The 23945-nt window shown below is 56.9% G+C and carries 18 protein-coding genes and 3 pseudogenes; 8 read left to right on the forward strand and 13 right to left on the reverse strand.

What is annotated here, in order from left to right:
- Nucleotides 1-27: 27 nt before the first annotated feature.
- The 6 genes from EGH21_RS19485 to EGH21_RS19510 form a co-directional block, all read right to left on the reverse strand.
- The gene (locus EGH21_RS19485) at nt 28-408 is read right to left on the reverse strand and encodes a hypothetical protein (RefSeq protein WP_220620077.1); all 381 of its coding nucleotides are present in this window, start codon (nt 406-408) and stop codon (nt 28-30) included.
- Nucleotides 401-3778, reverse strand: coding sequence for a VirB4 family type IV secretion system protein (locus EGH21_RS19490; protein WP_220620078.1), 3378 nt, complete (start codon nt 3776-3778; stop codon nt 401-403). Before EGH21_RS19490 ends, EGH21_RS19485 begins: the two co-directional genes overlap by 8 nt.
- A complete protein-coding gene (locus EGH21_RS19495; protein ID WP_220620079.1) occupies nt 3771-5387 on the reverse strand; it encodes a TrbL/VirB6 family protein in 1617 nt (538 codons plus the stop codon). Before EGH21_RS19495 ends, EGH21_RS19490 begins: the two co-directional genes overlap by 8 nt.
- 3 nt (nt 5388-5390) lie before the next feature.
- Nucleotides 5391-6269, reverse strand: a complete 879-nt coding sequence (locus tag EGH21_RS19500; protein ID WP_220620080.1) for a hypothetical protein — start codon at nt 6267-6269, stop codon at nt 5391-5393.
- Complete coding sequence (locus EGH21_RS19505) at nt 6266-8050, reverse strand: DUF8186 domain-containing protein (protein ID WP_220620081.1); 1785 nt, start codon at nt 8048-8050, stop codon at nt 6266-6268. The genes EGH21_RS19500 and EGH21_RS19505 overlap by 4 nt, the downstream gene beginning before the upstream one ends.
- A gap of 96 nt (nt 8051-8146) precedes the next feature.
- Nucleotides 8147-8491, reverse strand: a complete 345-nt coding sequence (locus tag EGH21_RS19510; RefSeq protein ID WP_220620082.1) for a hypothetical protein — start codon at nt 8489-8491, stop codon at nt 8147-8149.
- Nucleotides 8492-9057: 566 nt separating this feature from the next.
- Between EGH21_RS19510 and EGH21_RS19515 the strand changes: the two genes are divergently transcribed.
- The gene (locus tag EGH21_RS19515) at nt 9058-9510 is read left to right on the forward strand and encodes a MaoC family dehydratase (protein ID WP_220620083.1); all 453 of its coding nucleotides are present in this window, start codon (nt 9058-9060) and stop codon (nt 9508-9510) included.
- Nucleotides 9511-9637: 127 nt separating this feature from the next.
- On the opposite strand, the pseudogene EGH21_RS19520 reads toward EGH21_RS19515, so the two are convergent.
- Both EGH21_RS19520 and EGH21_RS24770 read right to left on the reverse strand, forming a co-directional pair.
- Nucleotides 9638-9952 (reverse strand): annotated as a pseudogene (locus EGH21_RS19520) (hypothetical protein); the annotation flags it as partial.
- Nucleotides 9949-10059, reverse strand: a pseudogene (locus EGH21_RS24770) (transcriptional regulator TrmB); the annotation flags it as partial. The pseudogenes EGH21_RS24770 and EGH21_RS19520, both read right to left, overlap by 4 nt.
- 63 nt (nt 10060-10122) lie before the next feature.
- Here EGH21_RS24770 and EGH21_RS19525 point away from each other — a divergent pair.
- Both EGH21_RS19525 and EGH21_RS19530 read left to right on the forward strand, forming a co-directional pair.
- Entirely contained in the window at nt 10123-10803 is a 681-nt protein-coding gene (locus EGH21_RS19525) for a nucleotidyltransferase domain-containing protein (RefSeq protein ID WP_220620085.1), read from the forward strand.
- Nucleotides 10796-11293, forward strand: coding sequence for a DUF8154 family protein (locus EGH21_RS19530; protein WP_220620086.1), 498 nt, complete (start codon nt 10796-10798; stop codon nt 11291-11293). The genes EGH21_RS19525 and EGH21_RS19530 overlap by 8 nt, the downstream gene beginning before the upstream one ends.
- Before the next feature lie 571 nt (nt 11294-11864).
- Here EGH21_RS19530 and EGH21_RS19535 read toward each other — a convergent pair.
- Nucleotides 11865-13604 (reverse strand): ISNCY family transposase, encoded by a 1740-nt coding sequence (locus tag EGH21_RS19535; RefSeq protein WP_220620116.1) that lies wholly within the window; start codon nt 13602-13604, stop codon nt 11865-11867.
- A 340-nt stretch (nt 13605-13944) separates the two neighbouring features.
- Here EGH21_RS19535 and EGH21_RS19540 point away from each other — a divergent pair, with 340 nt between their 5' ends.
- Nucleotides 13945-15081 (forward strand): tyrosine-type recombinase/integrase, encoded by a 1137-nt coding sequence (locus tag EGH21_RS19540; protein ID WP_220620087.1) that lies wholly within the window; start codon nt 13945-13947, stop codon nt 15079-15081.
- Between the two features lie 71 nt (nt 15082-15152).
- Here EGH21_RS19540 and EGH21_RS19545 read toward each other — a convergent pair.
- The 4 genes and pseudogenes from EGH21_RS19545 to EGH21_RS19560 form a co-directional block, all read right to left on the reverse strand.
- Nucleotides 15153-15869, reverse strand: a pseudogene (locus EGH21_RS19545) (ATP-binding protein); the annotation flags it as partial.
- A 195-nt stretch (nt 15870-16064) separates the two neighbouring features.
- A complete protein-coding gene (locus EGH21_RS19550; protein ID WP_220620089.1) occupies nt 16065-16541 on the reverse strand; it encodes a DUF7970 domain-containing protein in 477 nt (158 codons plus the stop codon).
- Nucleotides 16538-17533, reverse strand: a complete 996-nt coding sequence (locus tag EGH21_RS19555; RefSeq protein WP_220620090.1) for a ParA family protein — start codon at nt 17531-17533, stop codon at nt 16538-16540. Before EGH21_RS19555 ends, EGH21_RS19550 begins: the two co-directional genes overlap by 4 nt.
- A 793-nt stretch (nt 17534-18326) precedes the next feature.
- Complete coding sequence (locus tag EGH21_RS19560; protein ID WP_220620091.1) at nt 18327-19061, reverse strand: DUF429 domain-containing protein; 735 nt, start codon at nt 19059-19061, stop codon at nt 18327-18329.
- A 558-nt stretch (nt 19062-19619) separates the two neighbouring features.
- On the opposite strand from EGH21_RS19560, the gene EGH21_RS19565 reads away from it, so the two are divergent.
- The 4 genes from EGH21_RS19565 to EGH21_RS19580 are packed head-to-tail and all read left to right on the forward strand — an operon-like array spanning nt 19620 to nt 23944.
- The gene (locus EGH21_RS19565; RefSeq protein WP_220620092.1) at nt 19620-20600 is read left to right on the forward strand and encodes a hypothetical protein; all 981 of its coding nucleotides are present in this window, start codon (nt 19620-19622) and stop codon (nt 20598-20600) included.
- Nucleotides 20601-20602: 2 nt separating this feature from the next.
- On the forward strand, nt 20603-21667 hold the full coding sequence (locus EGH21_RS19570; RefSeq protein WP_220620093.1) for a hypothetical protein: 1065 nt from the start codon (nt 20603-20605) through the stop codon (nt 21665-21667).
- Nucleotides 21668-21671: 4 nt separating this feature from the next.
- On the forward strand, nt 21672-22310 hold the full coding sequence (locus tag EGH21_RS19575) for a hypothetical protein (protein ID WP_220620094.1): 639 nt from the start codon (nt 21672-21674) through the stop codon (nt 22308-22310).
- Nucleotides 22307-23944, forward strand: coding sequence for an ATP-binding protein (locus tag EGH21_RS19580; protein WP_220620095.1), 1638 nt, complete (start codon nt 22307-22309; stop codon nt 23942-23944). The genes EGH21_RS19575 and EGH21_RS19580 overlap by 4 nt, the downstream gene beginning before the upstream one ends.
- The last annotated feature ends 1 nt before the right edge of the window (nt 23945 follow it).

Here is a 23945-nt window from a genome sequence, read left to right on the forward strand (position 1 = left end):
TGTAGACCTGCAACCGAGCATCCGACATTATGCATCATCCTCTTCCTTCTGCCGGAGTTTCTCAAGTCCTCTGTCCAGCTGCTCCGAGGCGTTTGCCATCGCATCGGCCTGTGCTTCGCTAGGATGCTCCGAGCTGAGGAGATTCCATAGGGCAACCCCGTAGAACTGTTCCTCCTCAGTCGACGGCGCAAACGTCGATTCTATCTCGTCAATAACTTCGTCCTGCATCTGCTCTAGCTGCTGGTCCAGGTCAGTCTCCGAGATGCGTTCAAAACGGACATCGCGAGCGAGCTGTCTATCGAGCGCGAGCACACAGTATTGAGAAAGGCTCATATCTCGTTTGTCTGCCATCTGCTCGATCATCTCCTTCTGCTCATCCGATGTGTAGAAGGTCACGTGTTTACTCATCGGCATCACCACCAGTGTCGTGCGCTGCTGGGGCTGTGCCGTTCGTCGTAGTTGACTGCCGTTGCGCCTCCATGGAATCGAGTACCTGTGTCATAGAATCGGTAAACGAGTCGACGCCGGCATCAGTTGTCGTACTGTTCGCTGTTGCTGGCTCCTGCCCGTCGTCAGCCGATGATGAACTGGAACGCTCCTCGTCGGCGTCGGTCGCCCGATCAAGCGCGACCGATAGCGCGTCGAGGAGTTCCGCATCCGACACCCCGGACAGGAGAGTCTCGGCCTGGTCTCTGGTCAGTCCGTGTTGCTTGGTCAGGTCGCTCACCATCGCTTCGTGGGTGAGGAACTCGTCGAACGCTTCAACCTGCTCAGGTCGATTCTCGATCAGGACGTCCAGTGGGTCATCCACTGTCGTGTCGAGGTCGATGACGCGCTTTTCCTCCCACGAGGTGCGAATCTGGACCGGGTAGTCGCCCTGCTCGTCGACACGGACCAACGCCTCGCTGTAGCCCTGGCCGTCGCCAACTGACTCTTTCCCGGCCTGCGCGTTGTTCACGTAGTGTTGTTGTTCACTGGTCAGGCCAGCACGCTGGGCGGTCTTAGCGTCCAGACTCGGCTCTCGGTGATGCACCATAATCGGGCACATCCCAGCTATTTCTTCAGCAGCGTCGCCGTCGTAGAACTCGTTGAGTGTCTGGGAGAGCATCACCAGTCGGATCCCCGCGTGTCGCTGATGGCGGGCAATCTGGTTCAGGAATGCCAGGTTGGCATCGTCGGCGAAGAGATAGTGGGCTTCGTCGATGATGACCTCCACCTTTGTCTCCATATTCTTCGCCTGCTGGTACAGCGTCGAGAGCAGCAGTTGCATGATGAACGACTGTTTGCCCAGCCCCTCACCAGAGCCTTCGACCTGCTGGAGATCCAGATACACGCCCTTGCTGTCGTTGTCGATGAGGTTCAGATTCGACTCTTCTGCGAGATTGCCGTACGTACTCCCTTTGCGGAACGGCTGCAACGCTACTGACAGCTCGTCGGCGTACTCCCGAATCGTCTGTTTCGCGCTCTCTGTTTCGGCGCCAGGGAACCGTTCTGGATTTGTCTGAATCTCGTCGATGAGGTCGAGGATGTCCTGCATCGTCGGGGAGTTTTCGGGCGTGTGCGTCGACGGGTCATCCCGATCGATATCGGATTCCTCGAACACCGTTTGAATGAGGAACGTGATCAGGCCGCTGTGCATGTCGAGGTCGATATCCCGCGATGCGAGGAAGTTCATGATGACCCCGTACACCTCGTCGATCTTCGCCCGGACGGGCTCCATATCCGGTGATTGTTCGAGGACGTGCTGGGGCGTGGGATGCATCTCGCAGGGATTCAGCGGTGTGTCCCCGCTGATAGTGATGGTCTTCGCGTCCAGCACCTGCGCGTTCCCGCGCATGTCCCCGACCGGGTCGATATAGACTTGCTTGACGTCCGAGCGCTTTTTCAGCATCCGCAGGGCTCGGGCTTGCGTCCCGTGGGTCTTTCCGCCGCCGGGCATCCCGGTGACCAGTTCCGAGTGGCCGGTCTCCAGTTCCCACGGGTCGATGAGCACCGTCGAGTCGTTGTGGTCGTGGGTGCCGTACTGGATGCCGTCGGCCATCCGCAGGTAGTTCGACGAGAACGGGAATAGCGATCCCAGTGCTTCGCCGGTCATCGATGACAAACGGTTTCGTCCCAGTTCGTTCCCGCCGATGGGCGAGACTGTGACTAGCCCCTGTTCCTGTCTCCGGGTCGCCCGCTTGATCGAGCAGTTCGCCGGCGAGTCCCGCAGTAGCGTTTCCAGTTGGGTGGTCTGCTGGCGCAGTTCTTCTTTGGAGTCTGCGGTAACGCGGATGAACACGCCAGCCTGATACAGTGACGTGTGGTTCCGGCGGACGGCCTGCCGGATGTACTTCGCACGCTGGATATCGTGCTGGAGGTCTTCACTATCGAGTTCGCCGACGTCCTCTTGCAGGACTCGCAGCGAGGAGACCCATTCTGAAATAACCTCCACGGCGTCCTGCGAGTCGTACGGGTCGATATGGATGGAGACGTCGGCTTTCAGATCCGTATCCAACAGGAGGCGTTCGAGCATCCCGTTGGTCGGATGCTCTGGGAATGTCTCGATCCAGAACGTCCGCGCGAACGTCTCGTTATCGAGGATCGTGTAGTCCTCGTACCAGTCAACCGCCGATGGCGCGAGCAAGGACTGTTGTTCTTGGCCGGGCTGACGGAACGCCGCCGGAACTGCATCGGTATCCACATCCTCGAACCCGGGAGGTTCCTCTTGCAGGTCTTCTCGATCGAGGTCTTGCGTCGCTGCATCCTGTCCACGAGTGTAATGCAGCGGGGAGAGGCCAGACGTCTCCGCAAGCGCTCCGAACGACTGAGACTCACACGCCCAGTATTCTTTGGTGAGCTTCGCCAGCTGTACCGGTGAAACCGGGGTGCCACTACACCGATACAGGCTATTGACAGCACGAGTCGTCGACGTGACGCGGTCTTTCAGTTTCTTCGCCTTGTAAGTCTCGCGCTCACTCTGAGTGAGGCCATCAGAGGCGACGACCTCAGCGAGACGGCCCACGACGGGTACATCTGCCAGCGTGTGGAGTAGCGACGCCGACTCACGGTCGATCGCATCGATATCGTCGTCCGTAACCGAGACGATAATGTAGTACTCTCGTTCCATCTCCGTCCCGGCTACCGGCTCGTCGTCGGTCGTGTAGCGGTTGACCCACTCCATTAGCAGCCCCCGAAGTATGGGGAGCCGGTTCGTGTCGGGATCGCTCAGGCGTTCCTGATGTGAGCGGATGTGATTCGACTGGTCGATTTCTCGAGTCGTGACGTACAGGTCCGTCTTTCCTTCCAGTGAGTTCGCCAAGTCAGTGAGCGAGCGAACTGCCTGCTGCCACTGCTCACCGTCCTGGAGGGCCATGTTGGCGGGTGTGACCTGGACTGCGCCGAGATGCGCGCCGTCGACGCGCTTGATGCCGTGCGGGAGGACCCGATCGACACGGGTGACCGCCCGCGTGTCCTGTGCCCCGTCGTCGAAGAGATACTCGGGTTTCTTGATGGCCCACCGGAGGCGAACTGACAGCCACTCAGTCAGCCGATAGTACCGGGGCCGGGCTTTGTGGAGCCCGAGCAGGAACAGTTCCGTCGCGATGAGCAGTCCCGTCGCTGGCACGAGGAAGCCCGATGGCACGAACGGCATCCCGAGGAAGACGAGCCACCCGAAGAGGGGCAGGATGAACAGCAGTAACTCTCCAAACGTGTACTGTCCCCAGAACTCGGTCGTCCCGCCGAGATCGTCGTGGACGATATTCGTGTTGAATTCGTCAGTCGATGCGTTACTCATCGGTGTCCTCCATCTGTTGAATACGGGCGCTGCTGTCGTCTGGGAACCGGTACGCGTCCGGCCCCAGGATATCAGCATCCGTCTGCAATGCTTCGTGGAGCTGTTCTACTCTGGACCCGGATTCCGTAGCGCCGCCGCCCTCTGGTGCGTCGGCGTCGTGGTGATACACTGTGGTATCGTCCCGATTGTACGACGATTCTTCGTCGTCGACGACTGCCGTTGGCCGATTTCGAACTTGCTCACCATCGGCCGGTTCCGTTTGCCGTGAGGTAACTTCGCTACTGTCGGCAGTCGTCCCATCATCAGACTCCCTGCCGAAAGCTTGTTCAAATGGATCTGCCGCAGTGGAGTTTGATGAACTCCCGGTGGCTGATGCAGTCCCCGCGGCTGTGGATGGACTCCCAGTACTGGCGGACCCACCTGCCGAGCTACTCGGCGGCGCCGAGGGGCCGGGTGGACCACCACCGTCGGTTCCAGCTGGTGCACTCCCTGCGCCAGTCCCGCTGGATCCTGACCCGTTTGGTCCCTGTGACGGACCGCTTCCAGACGAGCCACTGCCGGACAGCTCGCGATGGACCATGCGAGCACCCAGTGCGGTCCCGGTCGAGTTGCCTTGCATCGCACTCTGTGCGGCAGTCACTGCGCCACCAGCCGCGGGACCACCGACGGCGTAGGCACCGAGCGTGGCGGCGGCACCACCGACCTCGACGGGCTTTTTGCCCGCCGCCCAGGCCTGGTCGCTCATTCGGACCAGCGTCGGACTGCTCTTCTGAATCATCATCTTCTGGGCTTTCGCCGACAGGTACAGCAGGAGGGGTGCAGCGAAGAGTCCCATCCCCGGCACTCCCCAGTCGTTCACTTCGATGCCGATGCGGATGAGCAGTGCCGAAGGTAGGCTTGCCGCGATGAGTCCAGGATACGTCGCAGCAATCTGCTTCGAGAGGCTGCTGAACTTCCCGAACGGCCACACCTCGATGGCCCAGAATGTCGCCAATAGCGGCATACCCAGTGTGAGCAGTATGACGCCAATCCAGCGAGTAATCGAGATCGCGAGGACCTTCGCGTAAATATAGAGCAGGATAGCTAGCATGACGAGCGCGATCGGAGGCGCAAAGGATATGAGCGAATTGAAGACGAAGATTTCGGCGGCCACTGCGCCTTCGTCTGCACCTTGGAACGTAGAGATCGTCGTCCCAAGCACGTCGAAGAATTGCAGGCCTAGGGAGGCCATTGGTAGCCAGACAAAGACAGAGAGGAACGCAATAAAGAGTCGACGGCCTACCTTTTTTCGGATAACTGGATTCATCGATTGGTACCGTAGTCCGACCGCTGCGATTACGATGAGTTGGAGGCCGAGCGCAAGTCCTACGACGTAATCAAAATAGATCGTCTCAATAAGACTGCTCCAGGGGCTGTTGACAGCGGTTCTAAATGCGATTTGGAAGGTATCTGTGGGCCCACCCCTCGGTGCTGGGGTTCCGACGAGCGGCTCCACAAGTGTATTCATCACATGCCTACGGAGCCACTCTTTGAACGCAACCGGAAAGAGATTCATCAGGTCTACCAACGCCTGATAGAAGACGTCTCTGAGGGTTTCGAGACTCTGCATATGTTATTCAGTTGTCGTCTGGTCTCGTTCTACGATGGTTTGTTTCCCGTCAAGAGAGATCTCGCAGAAATTCTCACGCTTCGGACTATATCTGAACGTCTGGATGAACGTTACTGGATCGCTGAATGCCGATTTCAAGGTCAATTTAGCATCTCGTGTATGAGTTTTTGAACAGTGGAAATCTTGTGCCAAATAGCTACGTACCGGCAGTACCGTTGTCGCACCCGATTCAACCAGAATGCCGAGATCTTCTTCCGAAGTCTCCTTGTCGAAGTTTTCTAAATGCGGGCCGTCCTCCGAAATGACGTCTTGCGCTATATCCGGGTGGTCTCCAGTATTTTCTACAATGAGTCCGATTGGTTCCCGTCCTTCGCGCTGTGGTTCTGGTAACTCAGAATGTTCATTTGGACCGACAACGTCATGCAGAGTGAGTGAAGCAGAGTACGTCAACGGGACATCAACCTCTGTATTTTCGCCGATTAGTATGAGCGTATTTTCACCTTGAGTGATTCTCTCAGACGGCGAGTCCCCCAACCGAGCAACGACGAATTCAGCTACTGTTTCACGCTCAGAGATGTAGGCTCTGTCCACCTCATTCCCAAGCCCGTTGATCAAGCCGACTTGGGTGATTTTTGAGTTCTCCGCGAGCTGGAACTTCGCAATGACTCGGGAAGAGTAGCCAGCTTTCCCCTCAAACGTAACCGATTCAAGAACATCCGTTTCCAAGCTCGGGCTCGAAGCCGGCGTCCCGTCTGTGTTATTCGAAGAGCCGGTACTGTCACTACAGCCAGCAAGGGCGACCAATCCGGCACCCAGTCCGCTCAGAAGCGTTCGTCTGTCGATACAACGTGCAGTACTCGTACTGGTTGTGTTATCACTCATGCTGAGTAGAGTCCTAACAGTCGTCCATTCGTCCAGATGTCTATTCCGTACAGGAGCAACCCCAGCGGGAGGAACCACAGGACGGTCGCGACGATCAGCGACACGATCGTCTCGAACAGCGGGTACGTTGATTCGACGGACTCGACCCTCGTCGTTCGCTCCGTCGCGACGATATCGCCGACCACCGGGTTCGACTGCTCCCACCAGTGGTACTTCGGCCGGTAGGTCAGCAGCATCCGGTCGATGCCGCGCGCCGGCAGCGTGATGGTGAATGTCCCTCGCTCGGTGGGCTGTAACGTGTGCGACCGCGTATGGTTACGTGCGGTCACAGTCACCGTCCCGAAGCCGACGGGATAGCCGCGCGTCGACTGGACTGTCACTGACAGCGTCGTCGCGTTTCGCGTCCGGTTCACGACGCTCGCGGTCATATTGGCTGGGTACGCGCTGACCGTCTTCGACGCCGACAACCCGCCCTTCGTGTAACTCCCGCGCACGATTCCAGTCACCGTTGGCGAGCTATACGCTCGGAACGAGTGGGAGTTGTTCGCTCGGATGATGACCCGCTCCGTCCGGGTAGTGGTCGCTGACTGATTCAGCAAAATCTCGGGGCCGAGCAACGGAGTTCGCGCTTCCGGTCCTGGGCGGTGCGTCACGACAAAATCCCGCTGGATGCGGTCGTAGTCGTCGCCCAGTTCGTAGAACCGACCCTGTGCCGCCAGCGAATACTGGTCGCTGTTGGCGAGTGGCCCTCGCTTTGCTGGGATGGCATGGACCTGCAAGGGTCGGACCGTCTGCGAGACGGGCGCTTCCCCGCCAGATGTCGAGTTCCATGCCGCCCAGCCCTCGGGACTCCGGGTGTAGAACCGCCACCGACTATGTATCGTATCGCCAGTCTCAAACGAGGCACTCCGCCAGAGCTCCGGCACCGTCATGCTGACACCAGAGCTGTTGCGGTGATCCGCTAGTGAGACGGTGATCTCTGATTCGTTGAGTTCGTAGGCCGTGACCTGCCGTGAGTCGGACACCGTTGTCGTGAACGTCGGGTGGGCAACGTCCGTGTCATTCTCCTCCGGATCGTCCCAGCGCTTTTCGACAGTCACTGTGACCTGCATCTGCACAGTCAGCGTCGACCGCCCGCTGAGGTTGTGGTACTGGAGTTCTGCAGTCGGCGACGATGACGTGTCCTGTCGCTCGCCGTCGACGTACAACGTGACGTGGTCAACGCTCGTCGACTGGACGTGACAGGAAATCTCTACGTCGTCTTCATCCGGACAGCGGGGTGTTGACCCAGAGTAGGAACCAATCGTCCGCACCGTTCCATTGGGACTGGCGTATTGCGTCGTCCCTTCTGGCTGGTGAACCACGGTCAGCGGATTCACCGCGAAAATCTCGATGTACGTATCGTCGACAACCCCGGACGTCGGCGAGGTCCGTGTCGGGTACGCCGATCCACTGCCATCACGATACCGTTCGAGTTCGCGGTCGTTCCACGCTTCGACGTTTGGCGGCTGCCTGAACGTAATGTCGCTGGCACAGGGGATACGCCCGATCTGACTCAGCGACTCCGCAGGTTCTGAGTCGTTTGACGTATATCGGTAGTCCGGATCGCCGGACCAGTACGCTCGGAAGAACGCCGCATCGAACGTATGTGTATACGCTGGTGGGTCCGTTCCCGGTCGCTCCGGCCGCGGTGAGTCGTCGGCAAAGCACTGGTGGCCTTGCTGAACGAGCGGCCTGTCGACCGACGCTTGTCCAGTCGTCATCTCCGTCGACGCAGCCACAGCTGGTGTCACCAGACTGCTGGTGATGACTGTGGCCACGAGGAGGCGATGCAGGGCGGACATCAGGTCGGGTGGGCGGCAGATGTCGGTGGTGGTTTAGCTAGAGCTACTGGCGAAAGGCGTCACACATTCAGAGAACGAGAATCCGATTTCGTTCCCGAATTTCGCCACGATCTCTGGTGCGACCAACGCCATGATGACGACGCCGAGGCCGATCCCCGAAAGGATGAGGTCCCGACGAGCCTGGTTCTGTGCGTTCGGGTTACCCGTCGACCGCATATAGGCGAGTCCACTGCGGCCGGTGAAGAACATCCCCGCTGGCAGACCGAGAGCGGCAAGCGCGCTGAAGACGACGCTGATACCTGTTTCGACCGGCGTTCCACAGTATACCGAGCCGACGTCAGATTGTGCCAACGCTGGCCCACTGAACAGAACGACCACGAGCGCTAACTGCATCGTAGTCTGGAGAAGTGGTCGGAGGGTAATGGATCGCAGTCCGTGGTAGGCACGCTTGCGAACAGCGTGGAGGCGACTCTGCAAATGATTCATGGAGGGTGATTCGGTGTGTGACCGTGGTGTCGTACTCATAGTCTGAATACTGATGGCTCTGGTTGCCTAACGATGCGACAGCTGACCCGCGAAATTAGATCGGATGCATGACCTCACTCGAGTGGGCAGCGAATGACCCATTGGCCCACCGTATTGGAGTGCTGCCATGTTCGCGACCATGGACCTGGTGAAATCAACTCCTATCGTATCCAGATCCGTCACTCGGGAGATTAAAAAGTGTATTGGCCAGTGTTAATTTTAGATTTTTGTATCTTATCTGCTAACGTAAATATAGATATTTAACCCACATATAGGATATTTATAATTCAGCTCATATATAATATGTAATAGGTCTACTTGATGGGTCGAAGATGATTGTGTACGATATACTACTCAAATGATTTGTCTGCGATCGTACTACATTCGTTTTATCCTCCCCAAGCTCGAGCATCCGCTTGATGCCGCAGATCTACTTCGAAGACATCACAGAGGGTACGATAAGAGACATCGGCAGTTACACTGTTCCGCAAGATGAGATGATTGCATTCTCCAAACAGTACGATCCTCAACCGATACATATCGACGAGGAGGCGGCGTCGAAGTCTGTATTCGGAGATATTATCGCCAGTGGATGGTACACCGCATGTATCTGTATGCGGCTGCTCGTCGATGAATTCCTCGGTGAAACAGTGAGCATCGGCTCACCGGGGCTGGACGAACTGTCCTGGACAACGCCTGTGTACGCTGGCGACACCCTAACTGTCGAAAACGAGATTCTCGATACCCGACTGTCGGAAAGCCGTGACGACCGGGGGTACGTGCGCAATCAAACCCGTGCGTACAACCAAGACAACGACATGGTAATCTCTTGGATCGCGACGACCATCGTTCTCTGTCGTGACGCTCGCTGAGTCATTTGTAGATAATCACGAAGTGCACTATCTCTGGCTGGAAGGCCATCCAATCGAAGAACTGCTCCACGAGCGATTCACTGGCCCAGCGGAAGTCGTCGCTCCTAACGGTGGTCGAACAGGCGACGTTCGCGACCTGTTGGTTGAAGATGTCGAGGCGACACCCATCGTCGTTCTCGACGCAGCTCGTCGCCCCCAGCGCCCGGTAATCTGGATCCAGCGATTGGACCTCCGCGTACCCGAGGTCCATCAGGACGGCCCACAGCTGACCGTACGCGTCGCCATCCGGGATGACCAGGTCGATGTCTTTCGTCGCTCCCTTGAGGTCGCGCAGCGACATCGCGCCACCACCGATCAGGTATACCGTGAGCGGGGCCGAGAGCCCATCCGCGATTCGCTGGAACTCGTTCTCGATGTACTCACGTCCGAATGTTGGTCTCATTGTGGGAGTTGCACCTCATAGTCAGCCGCCAACTCCTGGAACTCGTCCCACTCCGGGAGTCGGTCGTCGTCGACCTCGCCGTGGGTCTCGAGGTAGCGGAGCAGAGCGCCCGCCTGCGTGACGCCGCCACCTATTTATATGTCGTTGCACAAAATCAGATAGTATCTGAAATGGCGAAACAGGATATAACAGTCTGCATCGATGCGTATCCCGACCCGGATACCGATGTCTTCCGTATCGGGGCCGCGGACGACATCCTCCGCCTGCTCGCTGACGCCCACGACACGGAATTTACGATCCCCGAACTCGTCGACGCCACAGGCGTCACCCGCTCGACGGTGTGGCGGGCTGTCGACCTCCTCGACAGTATCGGTGCCATCCGAATTCGAGAGACGCCACAACGAAACTACATCGCGATCGACCCCCAGCGACTCCAGAAAGACGATCCGATACTTGCTATTCCGCAGTCGGAGTTCCACGCACCGATCCGGGCATTCGTTGACCGCATGCAAGCCACGCTCACTGAGGCCGACGACGTTGACGACCTCCTCGGTATCGTTATTTTCGGGAGCGTCGCTCGGGGCGAAGCTGACCGCCAGAGCGACATCGATTGTTTCGTCGTCATCGATGGCGACCGAACGACAGCCCGCCGGCAGGTTACCGATATCGTTGCTGATCTCCAGTCCGACCGCTTCGACGGTGACCGATTCGCGTTCGAACCGTATGTTGAATCCGCCGAGAGCGCACGCAGAGCTGGATCAAAGCTTCGAGAAATCTTCGCTGAAGGAATTACGGTCTACGGCAGCGACCACCTTGACTCGCTCCGGAAGGAGATCGTCGCCGATGAGTAGTACGCGGATCGAGCAGCTCATCGATACTGTGCAAGCCGCGTTCGACCGCCGCCCAACAGATATCGAAGCCGGGCTTGATGTCGAGGATGCCGCCCTCCTTCAGCTGCGGAAGGCCTGTCGCTTGCTCGCCGGCGCCGAGGCACTGCAACAGGCCAGCTACTACACACTCGTCATCGAAGCGTCGTTCGTCGCCATCGAACGGACCGTGGAATTTCGCCTCCTCGAACGCGGCACGATGCAGCCGGATGATCTTCCTGGCACGCATCCTGGTGTTTATCGAGAGGCGGCGGCGGCCGGTGTTTTCGGAGAATCGATGGCGGCTGATCTCGCAGATCTCTGGCGTGACCACCGGGCAAAAACGTACTATCAGGATGGGCTCGCCTCAGCAGCGCGTGCTGAAGCGATGTACGAACTCGCCACCGAGATTCATACATACGTTACCGGGCGGTCTCGACAGGGACACGAGTGTATCTGCGGAAAGACCGTATAGTTACACTGAGCCGACGCATCTGTATCAAACGTAGCGCCCAATGTAGTTAATTTGACTCAAGAAAATACATAATATACAATCTCGTATACAATACGAAGTATATAAATACATAAATTACAGACAGGAACAATATGACCTGATAAGAGGGGAAAATTGTGTATCTCTTGGCTATATCTTGAGTAAGCGAATGTATTTGCAGAGAAGTTTGGCGCTGAACCTCGAATTTATCTGAACTCGGCGCCATTAAGGATGCGACTGGCTCATTGCTTCGGTGCTGGGAGACTGGACGAGTGGGGCTACGAACCCTTCCGATAGCGGACTACAGATTTCCTACTATCTGCCGGTGTCTAAAACTACCTCGGTCTAGAGGACACGTTTTCGGGATATAGAGCGTCTACAAACGAATATCGGTCGAATCAGGCGAAGTTTGAGATGTTCTCACGGAAATGCTATGTATCGGTCGCCGACTAGCGAGGAGGGACGGGCCGATTGGAGGGAGTAGTCGATATCGTGCTCAGACCGCGAGTCCTGCGGCTTGCCGCAGGCGAGCGGAAGGTGCAGCAGCACCTTCTCATCCGACTTTTCGGAGAGAGTGGCCGACCGCCCGGACGAACGTCCTGGCGGTCACGACTGGCGGCGATCTGATTTCTCGCTCCATGCCGACTTTCACCAGAAAGTCGGTGAGCCGCCACAGATTGTACAGTAATGCTGCAAACGTGAAGTTGAACAACCGTACTCTGTAGTCTGTCGAGGAGGTTTTCGGAAGGTACGCTTTCACCGACTTGTACTGGTTTTCGATGTCCCAGCGACGGCCGTAACTGTTCGTAACGTGAGCGATCTCGTCGGGAACGACGTGATCGCGGTTGGTCACGAACACGGCGTACTCTCCATCAGCGTCGTCACTGGTGGCTGGAACGTACAGATACTCTGCAGTATGATCGACGCCCCCGTCGATTCCGACGGGGACGTCGTGGTTGACAGCTGCGTCTACCCCGTCTTTGCTCTTGATGTGCTTGATCGCCTCGTAATCGGACTCGTATTTCGGCACTGGCATCGTGTACAGCAGGCCACGACCGTCGATCTCTGCACGGACGTTTCTCGTGTAGAAGCCACGATCCAACAGAATTTCGTCCAGATCGACGTACTGCTGGGCTCTCGAAAGCAGACGCGCAACGGCGTCTGCTTTCGAGTCAGCTGGCACCTCGGCTGGTTCCCAGTCTGAGTGTTCCTTGACGCCCTCAATCCCCAAGATGATCGGAACGTCGTTCCCGACGATCGTGATCGTCGCGAACGTGTAGCCGTGTTTCAACTCACCGTCGTCGACGTACCCGCTCACCATGGGCGGGTACGTCGACTTTGGGATCTGTTCGTCCTTGTCGATCCACGGCCAGACGTGGTAGGGGACGTGCGTGAAATCGACGGCCGCCACGACGTGGCGGTCGTCGAATGGATCTTCGTACCGAATCGTCTGGAGGATGTTCTCCGTCGCGGTATCGAATGCGTCCATGAGATGCTCGCGAAAAACCTCGGTGAACGCCACGATATCCTCGATCTGTTGTTCTTGGAGTGGGACAGATACCTCTTGATCAGCCGGCATTGCGAACTGCTTGATCACTCGGAGGAACGTCGAGTCGTCACAGACGTCGTTCTCGTCGAGAAACCATCCGGCTTCACCCTCTGAATGGGCACTTCCCTGGGTGAGGCATGCCGAGGCGAACAGATCGAGGATCTGTTCGTCCTCGTAGACTCTATTCTGGGCCCTACCAGAGTCGAACTCGCCGAAGGCGTGCCTTCGGGCGAGCTCGACGATCTTGTTCCCCTGCTTTCGAATGTGTTCGCGTGTTACGGTTGGTTCATCACGGTCTTCTTCGATATCGTCTTCATCTGGGATGAGTGGAACTCGTGCTTCCAAGATGACGCCGCGGTCAACGGCTTCTTGTGCGATACCTGTAGCTGCCGCGTTGAGCGTCAGTTTGGTCTGTTCACTGAACTGCTTCCATGCGTACGAGATTGATTGCTGGCTCGGTGCCTTGTCCAAATCAAGCGTCTTCAGGAGTGATGGGCGATCTTCGAGGCGATCTGCGACCTCGCTCTGGGCGAGGTCGTAGATCTCCTGATAGAGATACACCCGAGCCATCGGTTCGGTGCCGTTTGCGGCCTTGTGTTGCTGGCGGTCGTCGGTAAGTCCGTCAACTGGAATCGATACCTCTCCAAGAACACGCCAGAGATGATCCACTGATTCACAGACTTCCCCAGCGTGATAGACGATCGCCCCCGCGAGCGCGGGGGCGTCGTCATCAACCGCCGACATCCGTTTTGAAGTCATCGTAGTTCTGAGCGCGGCGGCGAGCGGTTTCAAGTCGTCACATTAGTCGCCAGATCAACTGTTTCACATCTCTATTGAACTCATAGCTGTCTTGTCAATCGATACCGCCACGCAAAGAAATTATCAGCAATCTAGTGGTTGGTAGAATTTGAGATCCCGAAAACGTGTGGAGGAATCTGTGCCAATTTTATATAGCGCTTAATGGTTTATGACAATCAAATGCCGCCGCAGTCTTGCGATTCCCATCAAAAACACTTCACTATACATTAAACGAATAATGTACGGTGGATTTTTACACCCCTGCGCCGTCAGGTCAGTCTAACGGATGTCTCAGGACCAGACCACCCCTTCTGATGGCCGTAAACCCCTTGAAGCGGCCATCGAACACTTCGTCGCCGATAAGGAGAAACTCGATGGCTCCGGGAACTACGCCGACATGGCTGGCCGCGTCGTCCGCCGGTGGGCCAACCAACACTGTGAGCGCCTTGAGTACGTCGACGAAGTCGAACCCCGACACATGGAGAGCTACGCCGATTACCTCGCTCGGCGCGCACAGGCCCGCGCTGCCGACCCGACAGATGAAGCAGGCATCACCGGCCGCACAGCTCATCAGTACTACAGCCTTGTCCGCGCGTTCCTCACGCACTGCCAGAAGTGGGAGTGGCTATCCGAGAACCCTGCCATCGTCGAGCGTGTCACCGGGAAACTCCCTGACCAGAGCCTCGGACAGACTGACACTCAGCAGTTCTGGTCCCCCGACGAGCGACAGGCACTCTGCAACTACGCCGATAAGCAGGCCCACGCCGCCATCGATGCCGATGGTATGGCCGCCCGGACTGAGGTCCGTGACAGGGCCCTCGTGTACGTCCTCGCCTACACAGGGGCACGTGTGAGCGAACTGGTTCGGGATAGTCGCGACGAGCGCCGGACCGGCATCACGTGGGCCGACGTCGACCTCGCAGACAACCGAATTCAGGTTCTCGGAAAGAATCAGGAACGCCAGCATCTCCAGCTTCCCGAGCAGGCTCAGCCCGCCATCGAACGCTGGGAAACCGTCCTCGACCCGCCCGTCGACTCGTGGCCGGTGTTCCCGACGCTCCATGCCCCCTCGCTACACAGTGTGCTCCCCGAGGACGCCGAACCCGACGGCGACCTGCTCGCCACACTGCGCGAGCACGATGCTCGGCCGCCGTCTATCTCTGTCAACGGCGTTCGGTCGATCCTCAAGCGATTGTGCGAAGAGGGCGATATCGACGTCGACGGGCCGAAAGACTACCTGACGCCCCACGGCGCGCGGCGCGGCGTCGGGGAGTTCCTGTACCGCAACGTCGGGTTCGAGGCCGCCCAACGGGCTCTTCGTCACGAAGACCCGTCGACGACGAGCCAGATGTACAGCCACATCGAGGCTAGCGAACTAGCGGATGTGACGAGTGAGGCGTTTGAGGAGACGGATGACAAGTGAACTACCCTACTTGCTCACGGCTGACGCCGTTCGCGCCTCAACTCAGCTAAACTCAAGCTACGTTTGGCGATTTACTGGTCACTACTCTCGAGAACGGCAACGATATCGGACAGGTCGAAGAGACGGATGTCGTCACGTTCGTCTGCAGCTTCTTCGACGGAGCGTTTGAACCCAGAGCGGCTGAACAAGGCGAATTCATACGTCGGCTCACTACCTCCGGTGGGTGTCCAGTCGATATGGGAGACATCGTCTTCGAGGTCCGCGAGCACGTCATAGCCAAGGGGGGTGTTGGTAAATTTCGCTTCGCCGGCGATCAGCGTTGACTCGTCAGTTGGTGCGACAACATCTACCTCCCGACCCTTGTACCACCACTGGCTTGGCACCTGTGTGAGCTGGTAGTCTGCATAGAGCGCCGGCACCGCCTGGTGACAAAGCGATTCGAACGTTTCGCTGACAAAATCGGGCAATTCCGGTTCGATGAGATCCGCGTAGGCGTTCTCCCCGTAGAGTTCGTACTGTCCCTCGCGGCCATAGAGATACCGGAAGTAAAACCGGAACACGGGATCTCGAATCTGGTACCGAGTCCGCTTGCTGCTCGCCGCGTCGGCGAGTGCTGGATGGTGTTTCTCGATGATCTGGAACGTTTCCATCCGGTCGAAGTAGTATGACGTGTTGGTGCTCTCGATGCCGGCTCCTTGGGCGATCTCGTTTCGACTGCGGTTCCCGCTGGCCATCGACTCCAGCACGGAGAAATACGTGTTCACCTGGTTAAATTCCATCTGGAGGACATGTGCTCCGAAGTTAGAAACTTAACTATAATAGTCTGAACTATAATAGTCTGGAACCTAATACGGTGGATCAATCTTCGATCCTTCACCCACTAACCAACATAAGGTGAGTATCGGCCACCGTGTTGGTTAGCAAGAAGAGCCCGACGAGTCACTCAACCAGCAACACAAACGAAAACAGACCGCTACAGCAGTTCAATCCAACGCGCCAAAGCCTTCGTCTTCCATCAACTCGGCGACCTTCTCGGGGTTCTGGAACGCAGCGAGCAGTGCGAACTCACGAGCGTCGGTTTTCGCGACTTCGCCAGTGTCGAGTTCGTCGGCGAGTGCGTTCCGAAACGCGGCTTCCTGCTCGGCGACTTCCTCTCGGAGGTGGATCTCTATGCGTTTGTCACGCTCGTCGCCGACGTTGCTCCGACGAACGAAGTACGGATACTCCGGCGTCGCGGATTCCTCTGTCGACGTCGCCTCGGTATCTGATGACGTCACGGTGGCCGCGTCTGCCGAGTTTGTCCCCGTCGCCGTCGAATCGTCCTCATCGGCTGTACTGGACTGACTACCCGCCGACGGTTGGTGGCTCTCGTCTCCTTCATTCGTCACCTCGTCACTGTCGGCGTCGTCGTCACCACTCCCGAAGTCGAGGTTCCCGGAACCGGACTTGAAGTTGCTCATGCAGTCGTCGCCTCCGTCGGCTCGTCTTCTTCGAGGTTGATCTGGCGGTTATCATGGCCGTCGATATCCAGTTCGAGGACCGGGTCAATCTCGGCGTCGAATGTTTCCGTCGCAATGAAGCGAGCCAGTTCGTAGAGTTTCTCTAGTGTATCGATCTCCCGGTCACGGACACGCCGCTGGCCGGGCTCACTGATCATCTCGCCGTCTCTCTCGAAGGTTTTCCAGCGCTCTTCTACCACTTTGAACGCAGACCCTCGCGCCTCCCACATCGCGTCCATAAGGCTCTCGCGGTTGCCGATGGTCACTGGTGTCGCGAACTCGGCCGTGTTCTCGAACTGTTGCTGGTACTGCTGGTGAGCATTGGTCTGGCCGACACCCGACGGCACGACACACGACAGTCCAATCTCGATGTCGAGCTGTGTCTCCATGTTGCCGACCAGTTCGTCCAGCCCGTCGAGACTTAGGTTCCCCTTCCCCGCGGGCTTGACCGGCGCCACGAGTGTTCGAAGGGCGAAGATCGCGTTATACAGCAGGTCTTCCGCACGGGCGTTGGGGTCGATGAGGATAGCGTCGTACTTTTCGTGGAGTGCCTGTTTCTCCCAGAGGAGTTCGTACAGCAGCTCGAACCGAGGATATTCCTCCCGGGTCATGTTCTGCATCCCCGTCTCGTAGGATATCTTCTGCTCCAGGTTGGACGTGAAGTCACCGAGCATGTCGTGACTCGGGATGATGTCGACGCCCTCTTCGGTCGTCTCGATGAGATCATCGAAATCCCCGTCGGGCATATCCAGAATATGCTTGACCAGATTGTCCGCGTCTGGGTCGCTTCGGTGCTCTCCGACGTCGAAGAGGCTAGTCAGGTTCCCCTCCTGTGGGTCGAAATCCAGCACGAGTGTGTTCTGGCCCATCCGTTCGAGCGCGACGGCGAGGTTGGCCGTCATCGTGGTCTTGTACGTTCCGCCCGACTCCGAGTACACCACGGCCGTAATCATACACAACGTGCTATAGCATCCTGTATCATAAATCTGTGTCAGACGTTCAAGACAGACAGCTGTTACAGATACCTATTACAGATATTTGTACAAGAAATCCCTAACGCTGCTCTACTGCGATTTCGAGTTATAAAGTCGAAATTGAGGCTTCTCAGTATATCACAGATATCTGTTACAGCTATCTGTAACTGCATTCATACTGGTACTCGGAGCCCGACCATGTAGTCTGTTACAGACGTCTGTAATAGAAATCAGTCTGTGATGTCCGTGACAAATTGGACTTTTCTGTAACCGATCTATGTACAGGTTAACTGTATCCCGGAACCAATAGCTGATTGACAAGGTGATTGGCTGTCGACCACAGCCAGCTGGGGTAAGCAATTCGTTTGGCTACCTCTATTTTAACCTGTAACAGAAGTCTGTAACAGATAACTTTCCTATCCAGTCACCTCACAGATCCGCAGCAACTGATTCGTAGGAGGTTCTCTGACGGAAATCGGACACCCAGACGACTGTAACAGATAACTGTTACAGATACGGGTCTGTTTTTGTCTATAGATACACACCTAGCTGTTCGTTGACTCAAAAACTGTTCGTCGTGGGTTCGAGACCCTTATGTGAACCACTGAGTGCTATACAATTCCCCTTCCTGATTTTGCAGACCTTCGCAGTATGTGTGACGAAAATCGTCGGTTTGCTGACTGTATCCTCTGTATCTCGCACAACAGTATTGTCATTCTGTGAGGGTTTCAACAGAGTCATACAACCATAGACTTAGTCGCAGATGGGGGCTTCAGAAACACCCGGATGCTTGCTCAAAGTGTGCCGTCGGGACTTCGAACTCCGGGTAGTATATTCGCGGATCGATGGAGGATACATCGGACGGTATTTTTGTAAGTTCCCTGTCTCGGGCGGCGACAACGAGAACCATCGAATCAAGAATATCATCACGGCGAACCTCTTTGAGGAGATACGTATCACGGGCCTGTTGATAGCACTTCTTGGCACTATCGAGTTCGTCGCTGAGCAGTTTCATTCGAATGCCACGGCCACACTCTGACGATTTCGAATAGGCGACTGGCTGGCCATTTAGCGCCGCGAAGCAGAGTTCTGGATGACTTTCGTACACCTGGTCATCATCTGGGTCTACCATCTCTGCGACCTCCCGAATCTTCTGACTGATACTGTGTGCCTGTTGAGAGTGTCCGTGACCGACCTTCTCGCGATGCTTATCGCTCGCTTCCTGATACTCATCACAATCGACGGCACTTCGGCACGGTGGATAAAACACCGAAACCCCACGGCTGCCTAACAGGTCCCGAGCGGTGATATCACATTGCCGGCGTTCATCTTTCGGGAGTCCAATAGGGATGTCAACAAGTATCCGGTCCGCCTCGGAGTGGTTCTCGATATTCTCTGAAAACGCACCGACCCTGTCCATGCGTGGTTCTCCGTTCTCGACAACCGTCAGAAACCATCCGGTTTGGCAGGCATCCACGCCAACGACGGTTGAATCATTTGTCGCCATTTGTCAGTAATTGTGGGGAGAACAAACAAGACGTTACTGCCACCGGGAGTGAAACCGTTCGCATTCAGCGTATTGTAGGCTGTCAGAATGGTTAGACAGGAACCACATGTCACGCCGTACGGTTACTGGCCGCGGTCACCAGAGTCAAAAATCGACATAGATTGGCATGCCTGAACGATTGACCGACTCGTGAAGGGCAAGAATAGCTGGTTTTGACATTCAGTTCCTCTCTTTCTAAATACAAGGAACCACGAGCATAGACGATCAGACGGAGGTCCACTGATATTGGAGGATAACCTCCCTCGTTGATGGGCCCCTGCGTTGCGGTGTTTTGCTGGATGAATACCTGTCTCTATTAGCTCCTGACCGTCATTTTGGATTGTCTAACAGGACAACATTTACTACACGAGACGTATATTTTCGGATATGATTCGTCCCGTTGATGACGAGGCATTACAAGATATCTCTCGGAATATTGCACTCAATAATTATGGGTTCCTGTATGTAAATGATCACAAAGATCAAATACAGACAGAATATGAGAGTGCCGACACGAGTTTGACGAAAGCTGGTAGCCTATCGCTGTCGGACATTGAGGGGACGCTTCAGGACATCGCTGACGACGATCTTTCTGCTTTCGAGCGGCGACGTAGTGGCGTCTACTACTACGATCCGTTCGAAACCCGTGAAGGAAGCCGCGTCAGCGACGAACTCAAGAGCATCTTCACGTACGACCTCGTGGTTAACACGCAGACCATCGAGTCACGATTCGATATCGCGCCGACGGACGTGGACTTCTTTACGGACGAACTGGAGGGCGAGGACTATGTCCGTCGAATCGCTGCGGGCGAGCGGGACTACTATGTCAGCGGACCACGACTAAAAGACGAGACCTCTGGAGATGCGAGTGTTGACTCTCGGCTCCAGGAAGAGGCCAAGCACGGGACTATCTCGCACACCGATCTCGAGAACGTCGTCGACGTGGCTGCTACCAGCGACGTCATCCGCTTTCTCGAGAAGAACGACTTCATCGCCGATCTCGACGGGGAGTATGTCGTAAAAAGTGCAATGGACGAGTACGCGGCCCACCTAGCAAATGAGGTGGGCGAGAGTGCCGTCGACGAACTCGGCGACGTAGGCGTTCTCCCGCTCTCCGAGTTCGAACAGATCCTCCGCAACGAGATCGACGAGCTGTTCGACGTACTGCCCCATCTCGACCGGCAGGACTCCGAGGATCTAGTGGCGGCAGTCCGCGACGAGGTAGCGACTCGACATGATCTCGAGGTCTCCCGCGAACTGGTGGTCGACCCGGCACGGTTCGACGACTACGTGGCCCGCCGGGCTGAACAGATTCGAGACGACATCGAGAGCGAAAACGAACTTGCAACGCCGAGCGACTACCGCGATCACGGCCACCCCGAAATCGAAACCATCGAGATCAGCGACGCGACGCGAGTCAACCAGCACGTACGCGGAGCCATCACGGACCAGTTCGACACGCTCGTCGACCAACGATTCTCTGCGGAGAGTGACGCCTAACAATGCCACAGACATACACAAACTTCGACGCCATCGAACAGGACGGACAGCATTACATCGTCGCTACTCCCAAAAGCGAACACGAAGAACCAGTTCGGTTTTCGGGCGATCTTGAGGAGACAGAGGGACTCGACGCTACTTTCCGTGATGTCATCAAGAGTCTCATCCAGCAGGACCTCTCCGACGCATTGAACCTTGAGGCAGACACCGGTGGAACGATCTCCCGCGAAGAGGCAATCAGAACCCTCGCCAATGCGGAGGAGTCGCCTGTCACCGTCCAGTCCGAGCAGCAGGCTGAGGCCATCATCGACTACTTTATCGACAACGGTATCCTGAAAGAGGAGGGATCAGAGGTCGTCGTCCTCTCAGACCCGGAGTCTTTGGCGGACATCGCCGCCGAGGGTGGCGACTCGGAAGAGGACTCCGCGATGCTTCTCAACTGGATGTCGGCTATCGAGGGGTGTACGACGAAGATCCAGGAGACCATCGACACCGTCGAGGAAGTCGAAGATGAGCTTCGCGAGCAGATGGGGCAGATCGACGTCTCCCAGAAGATGGAGGAATACGAGCACAAACAGAAAGAAGTCGCTCAGCGAATCATGAATCTCACGAATGGGGGACAGCTCGATAAGTCTGATCTGAGCAATAGCGAACAGGCCGAGTACGAACGACTCGAACACAGACTGTTCCATCTCGAATCAATGATAGATTCGGTCAGCAGCGGGAGCGATCTTGACCAGGAGATCCAGAAGATGACGAACGAACTCTCGATGCACGTCCAGAATCTGAGTGACACACAGGGGTCGCTTGAGGTCCAACTCGAACGGCTACGGAAGGTCTACCAGGTCAACGAGCACATCAACTACGAAGATGCGAAAGAGATGGCAGAGCACCTCTCCAGTGTCGCCTCGGCAGTTGCAGGCGTCGCAGACGCTGCAGAACGGAAAGAAGACGGAGATGCAATCAGTCTCGCCTCTTCCGTGGTTGAAGAGATGGGCAAATCGGAGTCCATTACGCAGGACACCGGTCCGGACGTAGAATCAGCCGGGCAAGAGCAGGGACTCTGAGTCGATGCAGGCTCAGTCGCTCGTGGTCGGGGCGCGAGCGCTCGATCGCCGAGCCGACGCCTTACTCGCCAAGCAGCGGCTCGAGCCGACATCTACTCGACGACAGGGGCTCGCACAACTATCGACTCTCAGCACACTCAACGCACTCATCGCAGCTGGCACTCCACTCCCGGTCCCAGGTACCACCGACTCAGAAAACGGCCTCGTCAGGCGTCTTCTGGAGCGACTATACGCCGACGGCGACCTCTCCTTGGCAGCACTCGACGAGTCCCTGTGTAACCGCGCAGCACAGATTGACCGTGTGACTACCGCAGGACCGATACTCATCATCCCGCTCGGCCTCGAGGGTACCGCGAGGCACAACTGGCGGCCTGTATTCCGTCTGCTGATTGACCGGCTGGACGACACCGAAGCAAAGTGTGATCGGGTCGTCGCCCGCACTGAGACTCTCTCGTCGGCATCTGTCGCCCACCGGACCTGGCAGAGTACCGTCGAGACAGTTCGAGAGACGAGAGATCTTCTCAGAACGCAATTAGCACGGCAGGAGCGGCTGCGGCGGCTTTATACTAAGCCTGCCGACGAGCCCGCTGAGTTCGCCGCTTGGACTATCGATCAGCTAACTGATGCAACGACTGAACCATGAGCACGCTCAACCTCAACCCGATAACGAAGTCGGACCGACCGACGTCCCAGATAACTATTCAGAAGCGAAAGGTCGGGTCGTCGAAACTCATCGCGGCCGAACACAAGAACACGAAGGGGTACTTCTACGTTGATCCCCAGCAGGAGGTGATGAGCAGCGACCTCCAGAACACTGTCTACCTACACGAGAACGTCGCTGAACTCTTCGGCGGGATTGACCACGGTGTTCCGTTCCGCATCCACACCGACGTAGGATTGAGCGAGGTAGCAACTTGCGAGGCGGCAACACTCCATCTACAAGACGGGAATGAGGACCAACTGCGCAACCACCTCAAGAACGAGCGGTTCCTTCTTCATCGTGGGCTCGAAGAGGTCACTGACGTAGCTGGGACACTCACTGCCTTCGATGTCGTTTCCTTGGAACCGTACAATTACACGACGCTCGTGGTCACTGACGACACCGATATCGAATTTGTAGATGCGAGCGAAGCCGAGCGACAGCGGAGTACGACCGGCGGTGGTGGTCGACCAGGTCCTGATGCAGGCCGTAGCCCGGGGCCAGGTGACGACGGAGAGATGGACGTGGATATCGACGTCTCGCCAGAGAAACCGACGGTGAGCTTCGAGGACGACGTAGCGGGCCTTGAAGACGTCAAAGAGACTGCCAGGATGCTACTGGCGCTGTTCGATCCGGACACGAAGCAAGCGGTGACACAACGCTACGGCGAGAACTTCGCAGCCCGAGGTGGAAGCATGCTATTGTACGGACCGCCCGGCTGTGGCAAGACGTTAGTTTCGGAGGCTATCGCGTACGAGGCGGCCAACAATACGAATATCGAGGAGGAGTACGGCGATGTAAAGTTCCTCCCGGTGAAAGGTGGCGACATCCTCTCCCGATACCCAGGTGAGGCTGAACGCCGCGTCGAAGCGGTATTCGAAGAAGCCCATCGAGTCGCACAAGACGGGTTCGCCGTTCTCTTCTTCGACGAGATAGAGACGCTCATTCCTGACCGGAGTGACGACAATCTCCAGCGCCACGAACGCTCCTTGACCAATGCCTTCCTCCAGGAGATGGGGACCGACAAGATCGAGGACAATCTGTTGGTTATCGGTGCGACGAACATGCCGTTCACCATTGACCCGGCTGCCAGTCGCCGATTTCCCCTCCAACAGTTCATTCCCCAGCCCGGTCAGGCCGTGATGCGTCAAGTTTGGGAAAAAGAACTCTCGGAATTGGAGGCGGCAAATGAAGCGGCGGACATTGATTACGACCGACTCGGTGAAGCATCCACTGGATACACGCCCGCTGAAATCGCTGACCGCGTGCTTGGGACGGACCTTCAGCGCGACCTCATCCGGAGTGTCATTGACGATGACCGTCAGCCAGTGACCCCTGACACCGAGTACCTGCTTGACCGACTGGACGAGCACCAACCGAAGACGATTCGCCAATTCGTCACGAGTGTCCGCGACGAAGCTGACGCACTGGAGGGATACCCGGAGATGCGAGACTACGTCAGCGAACAGGCCGACCGGCTTGACCTCTCGATGGGTGGTGGGTCGCTGGCTGAGCAATTGGCCGCCGTTACCGACGGAACAGATGACGGTACTGAGGACAACGGCGTGGGGGACTGAC

Source organism: Haloarcula rubra (assembly GCF_019599465.1).
GTDB lineage: Archaea > Halobacteriota > Halobacteria > Halobacteriales > Haloarculaceae > Haloarcula > Haloarcula rubra.

What these genes read in the sequence shown, in the direction of transcription:
- EGH21_RS19485 (WP_220620077.1), bottom strand. Translation starts at nt 408, where the DNA reads ATGAGTAAACACGTGACCTTCTACACATCGGATGAGCAGAAGGAGATG.
- EGH21_RS19490 (WP_220620078.1), bottom strand. Translation starts at nt 3,778, where the DNA reads ATGAGTAACGCATCGACTGACGAATTCAACACGAATATCGTCCACGAC.
- EGH21_RS19495 (WP_220620079.1), bottom strand. Translation starts at nt 5,387, where the DNA reads ATGCAGAGTCTCGAAACCCTCAGAGACGTCTTCTATCAGGCGTTGGTA.
- EGH21_RS19500 (WP_220620080.1), bottom strand. Translation starts at nt 6,269, where the DNA reads ATGAGTGATAACACAACCAGTACGAGTACTGCACGTTGTATCGACAGA.
- EGH21_RS19515 (WP_220620083.1), top strand. Translation starts at nt 9,058, where the DNA reads ATGCCGCAGATCTACTTCGAAGACATCACAGAGGGTACGATAAGAGAC.
- EGH21_RS19525 (WP_220620085.1), top strand. Translation starts at nt 10,123, where the DNA reads ATGGCGAAACAGGATATAACAGTCTGCATCGATGCGTATCCCGACCCG.
- EGH21_RS19530 (WP_220620086.1), top strand. Translation starts at nt 10,796, where the DNA reads ATGAGTAGTACGCGGATCGAGCAGCTCATCGATACTGTGCAAGCCGCG.
- EGH21_RS19535 (WP_220620116.1), bottom strand. Translation starts at nt 13,604, where the DNA reads ATGTCGGCGGTTGATGACGACGCCCCCGCGCTCGCGGGGGCGATCGTC.
- EGH21_RS19540 (WP_220620087.1), top strand. Translation starts at nt 13,945, where the DNA reads ATGTCTCAGGACCAGACCACCCCTTCTGATGGCCGTAAACCCCTTGAA.
- EGH21_RS19550 (WP_220620089.1), bottom strand. Translation starts at nt 16,541, where the DNA reads ATGAGCAACTTCAAGTCCGGTTCCGGGAACCTCGACTTCGGGAGTGGT.
- EGH21_RS19555 (WP_220620090.1), bottom strand. Translation starts at nt 17,533, where the DNA reads ATGATTACGGCCGTGGTGTACTCGGAGTCGGGCGGAACGTACAAGACC.
- EGH21_RS19560 (WP_220620091.1), bottom strand. Translation starts at nt 19,061, where the DNA reads ATGGCGACAAATGATTCAACCGTCGTTGGCGTGGATGCCTGCCAAACC.
- EGH21_RS19570 (WP_220620093.1), top strand. Translation starts at nt 20,603, where the DNA reads ATGCCACAGACATACACAAACTTCGACGCCATCGAACAGGACGGACAG.
- EGH21_RS19575 (WP_220620094.1), top strand. Translation starts at nt 21,672, where the DNA reads ATGCAGGCTCAGTCGCTCGTGGTCGGGGCGCGAGCGCTCGATCGCCGA.
- EGH21_RS19580 (WP_220620095.1), top strand. Translation starts at nt 22,307, where the DNA reads ATGAGCACGCTCAACCTCAACCCGATAACGAAGTCGGACCGACCGACG.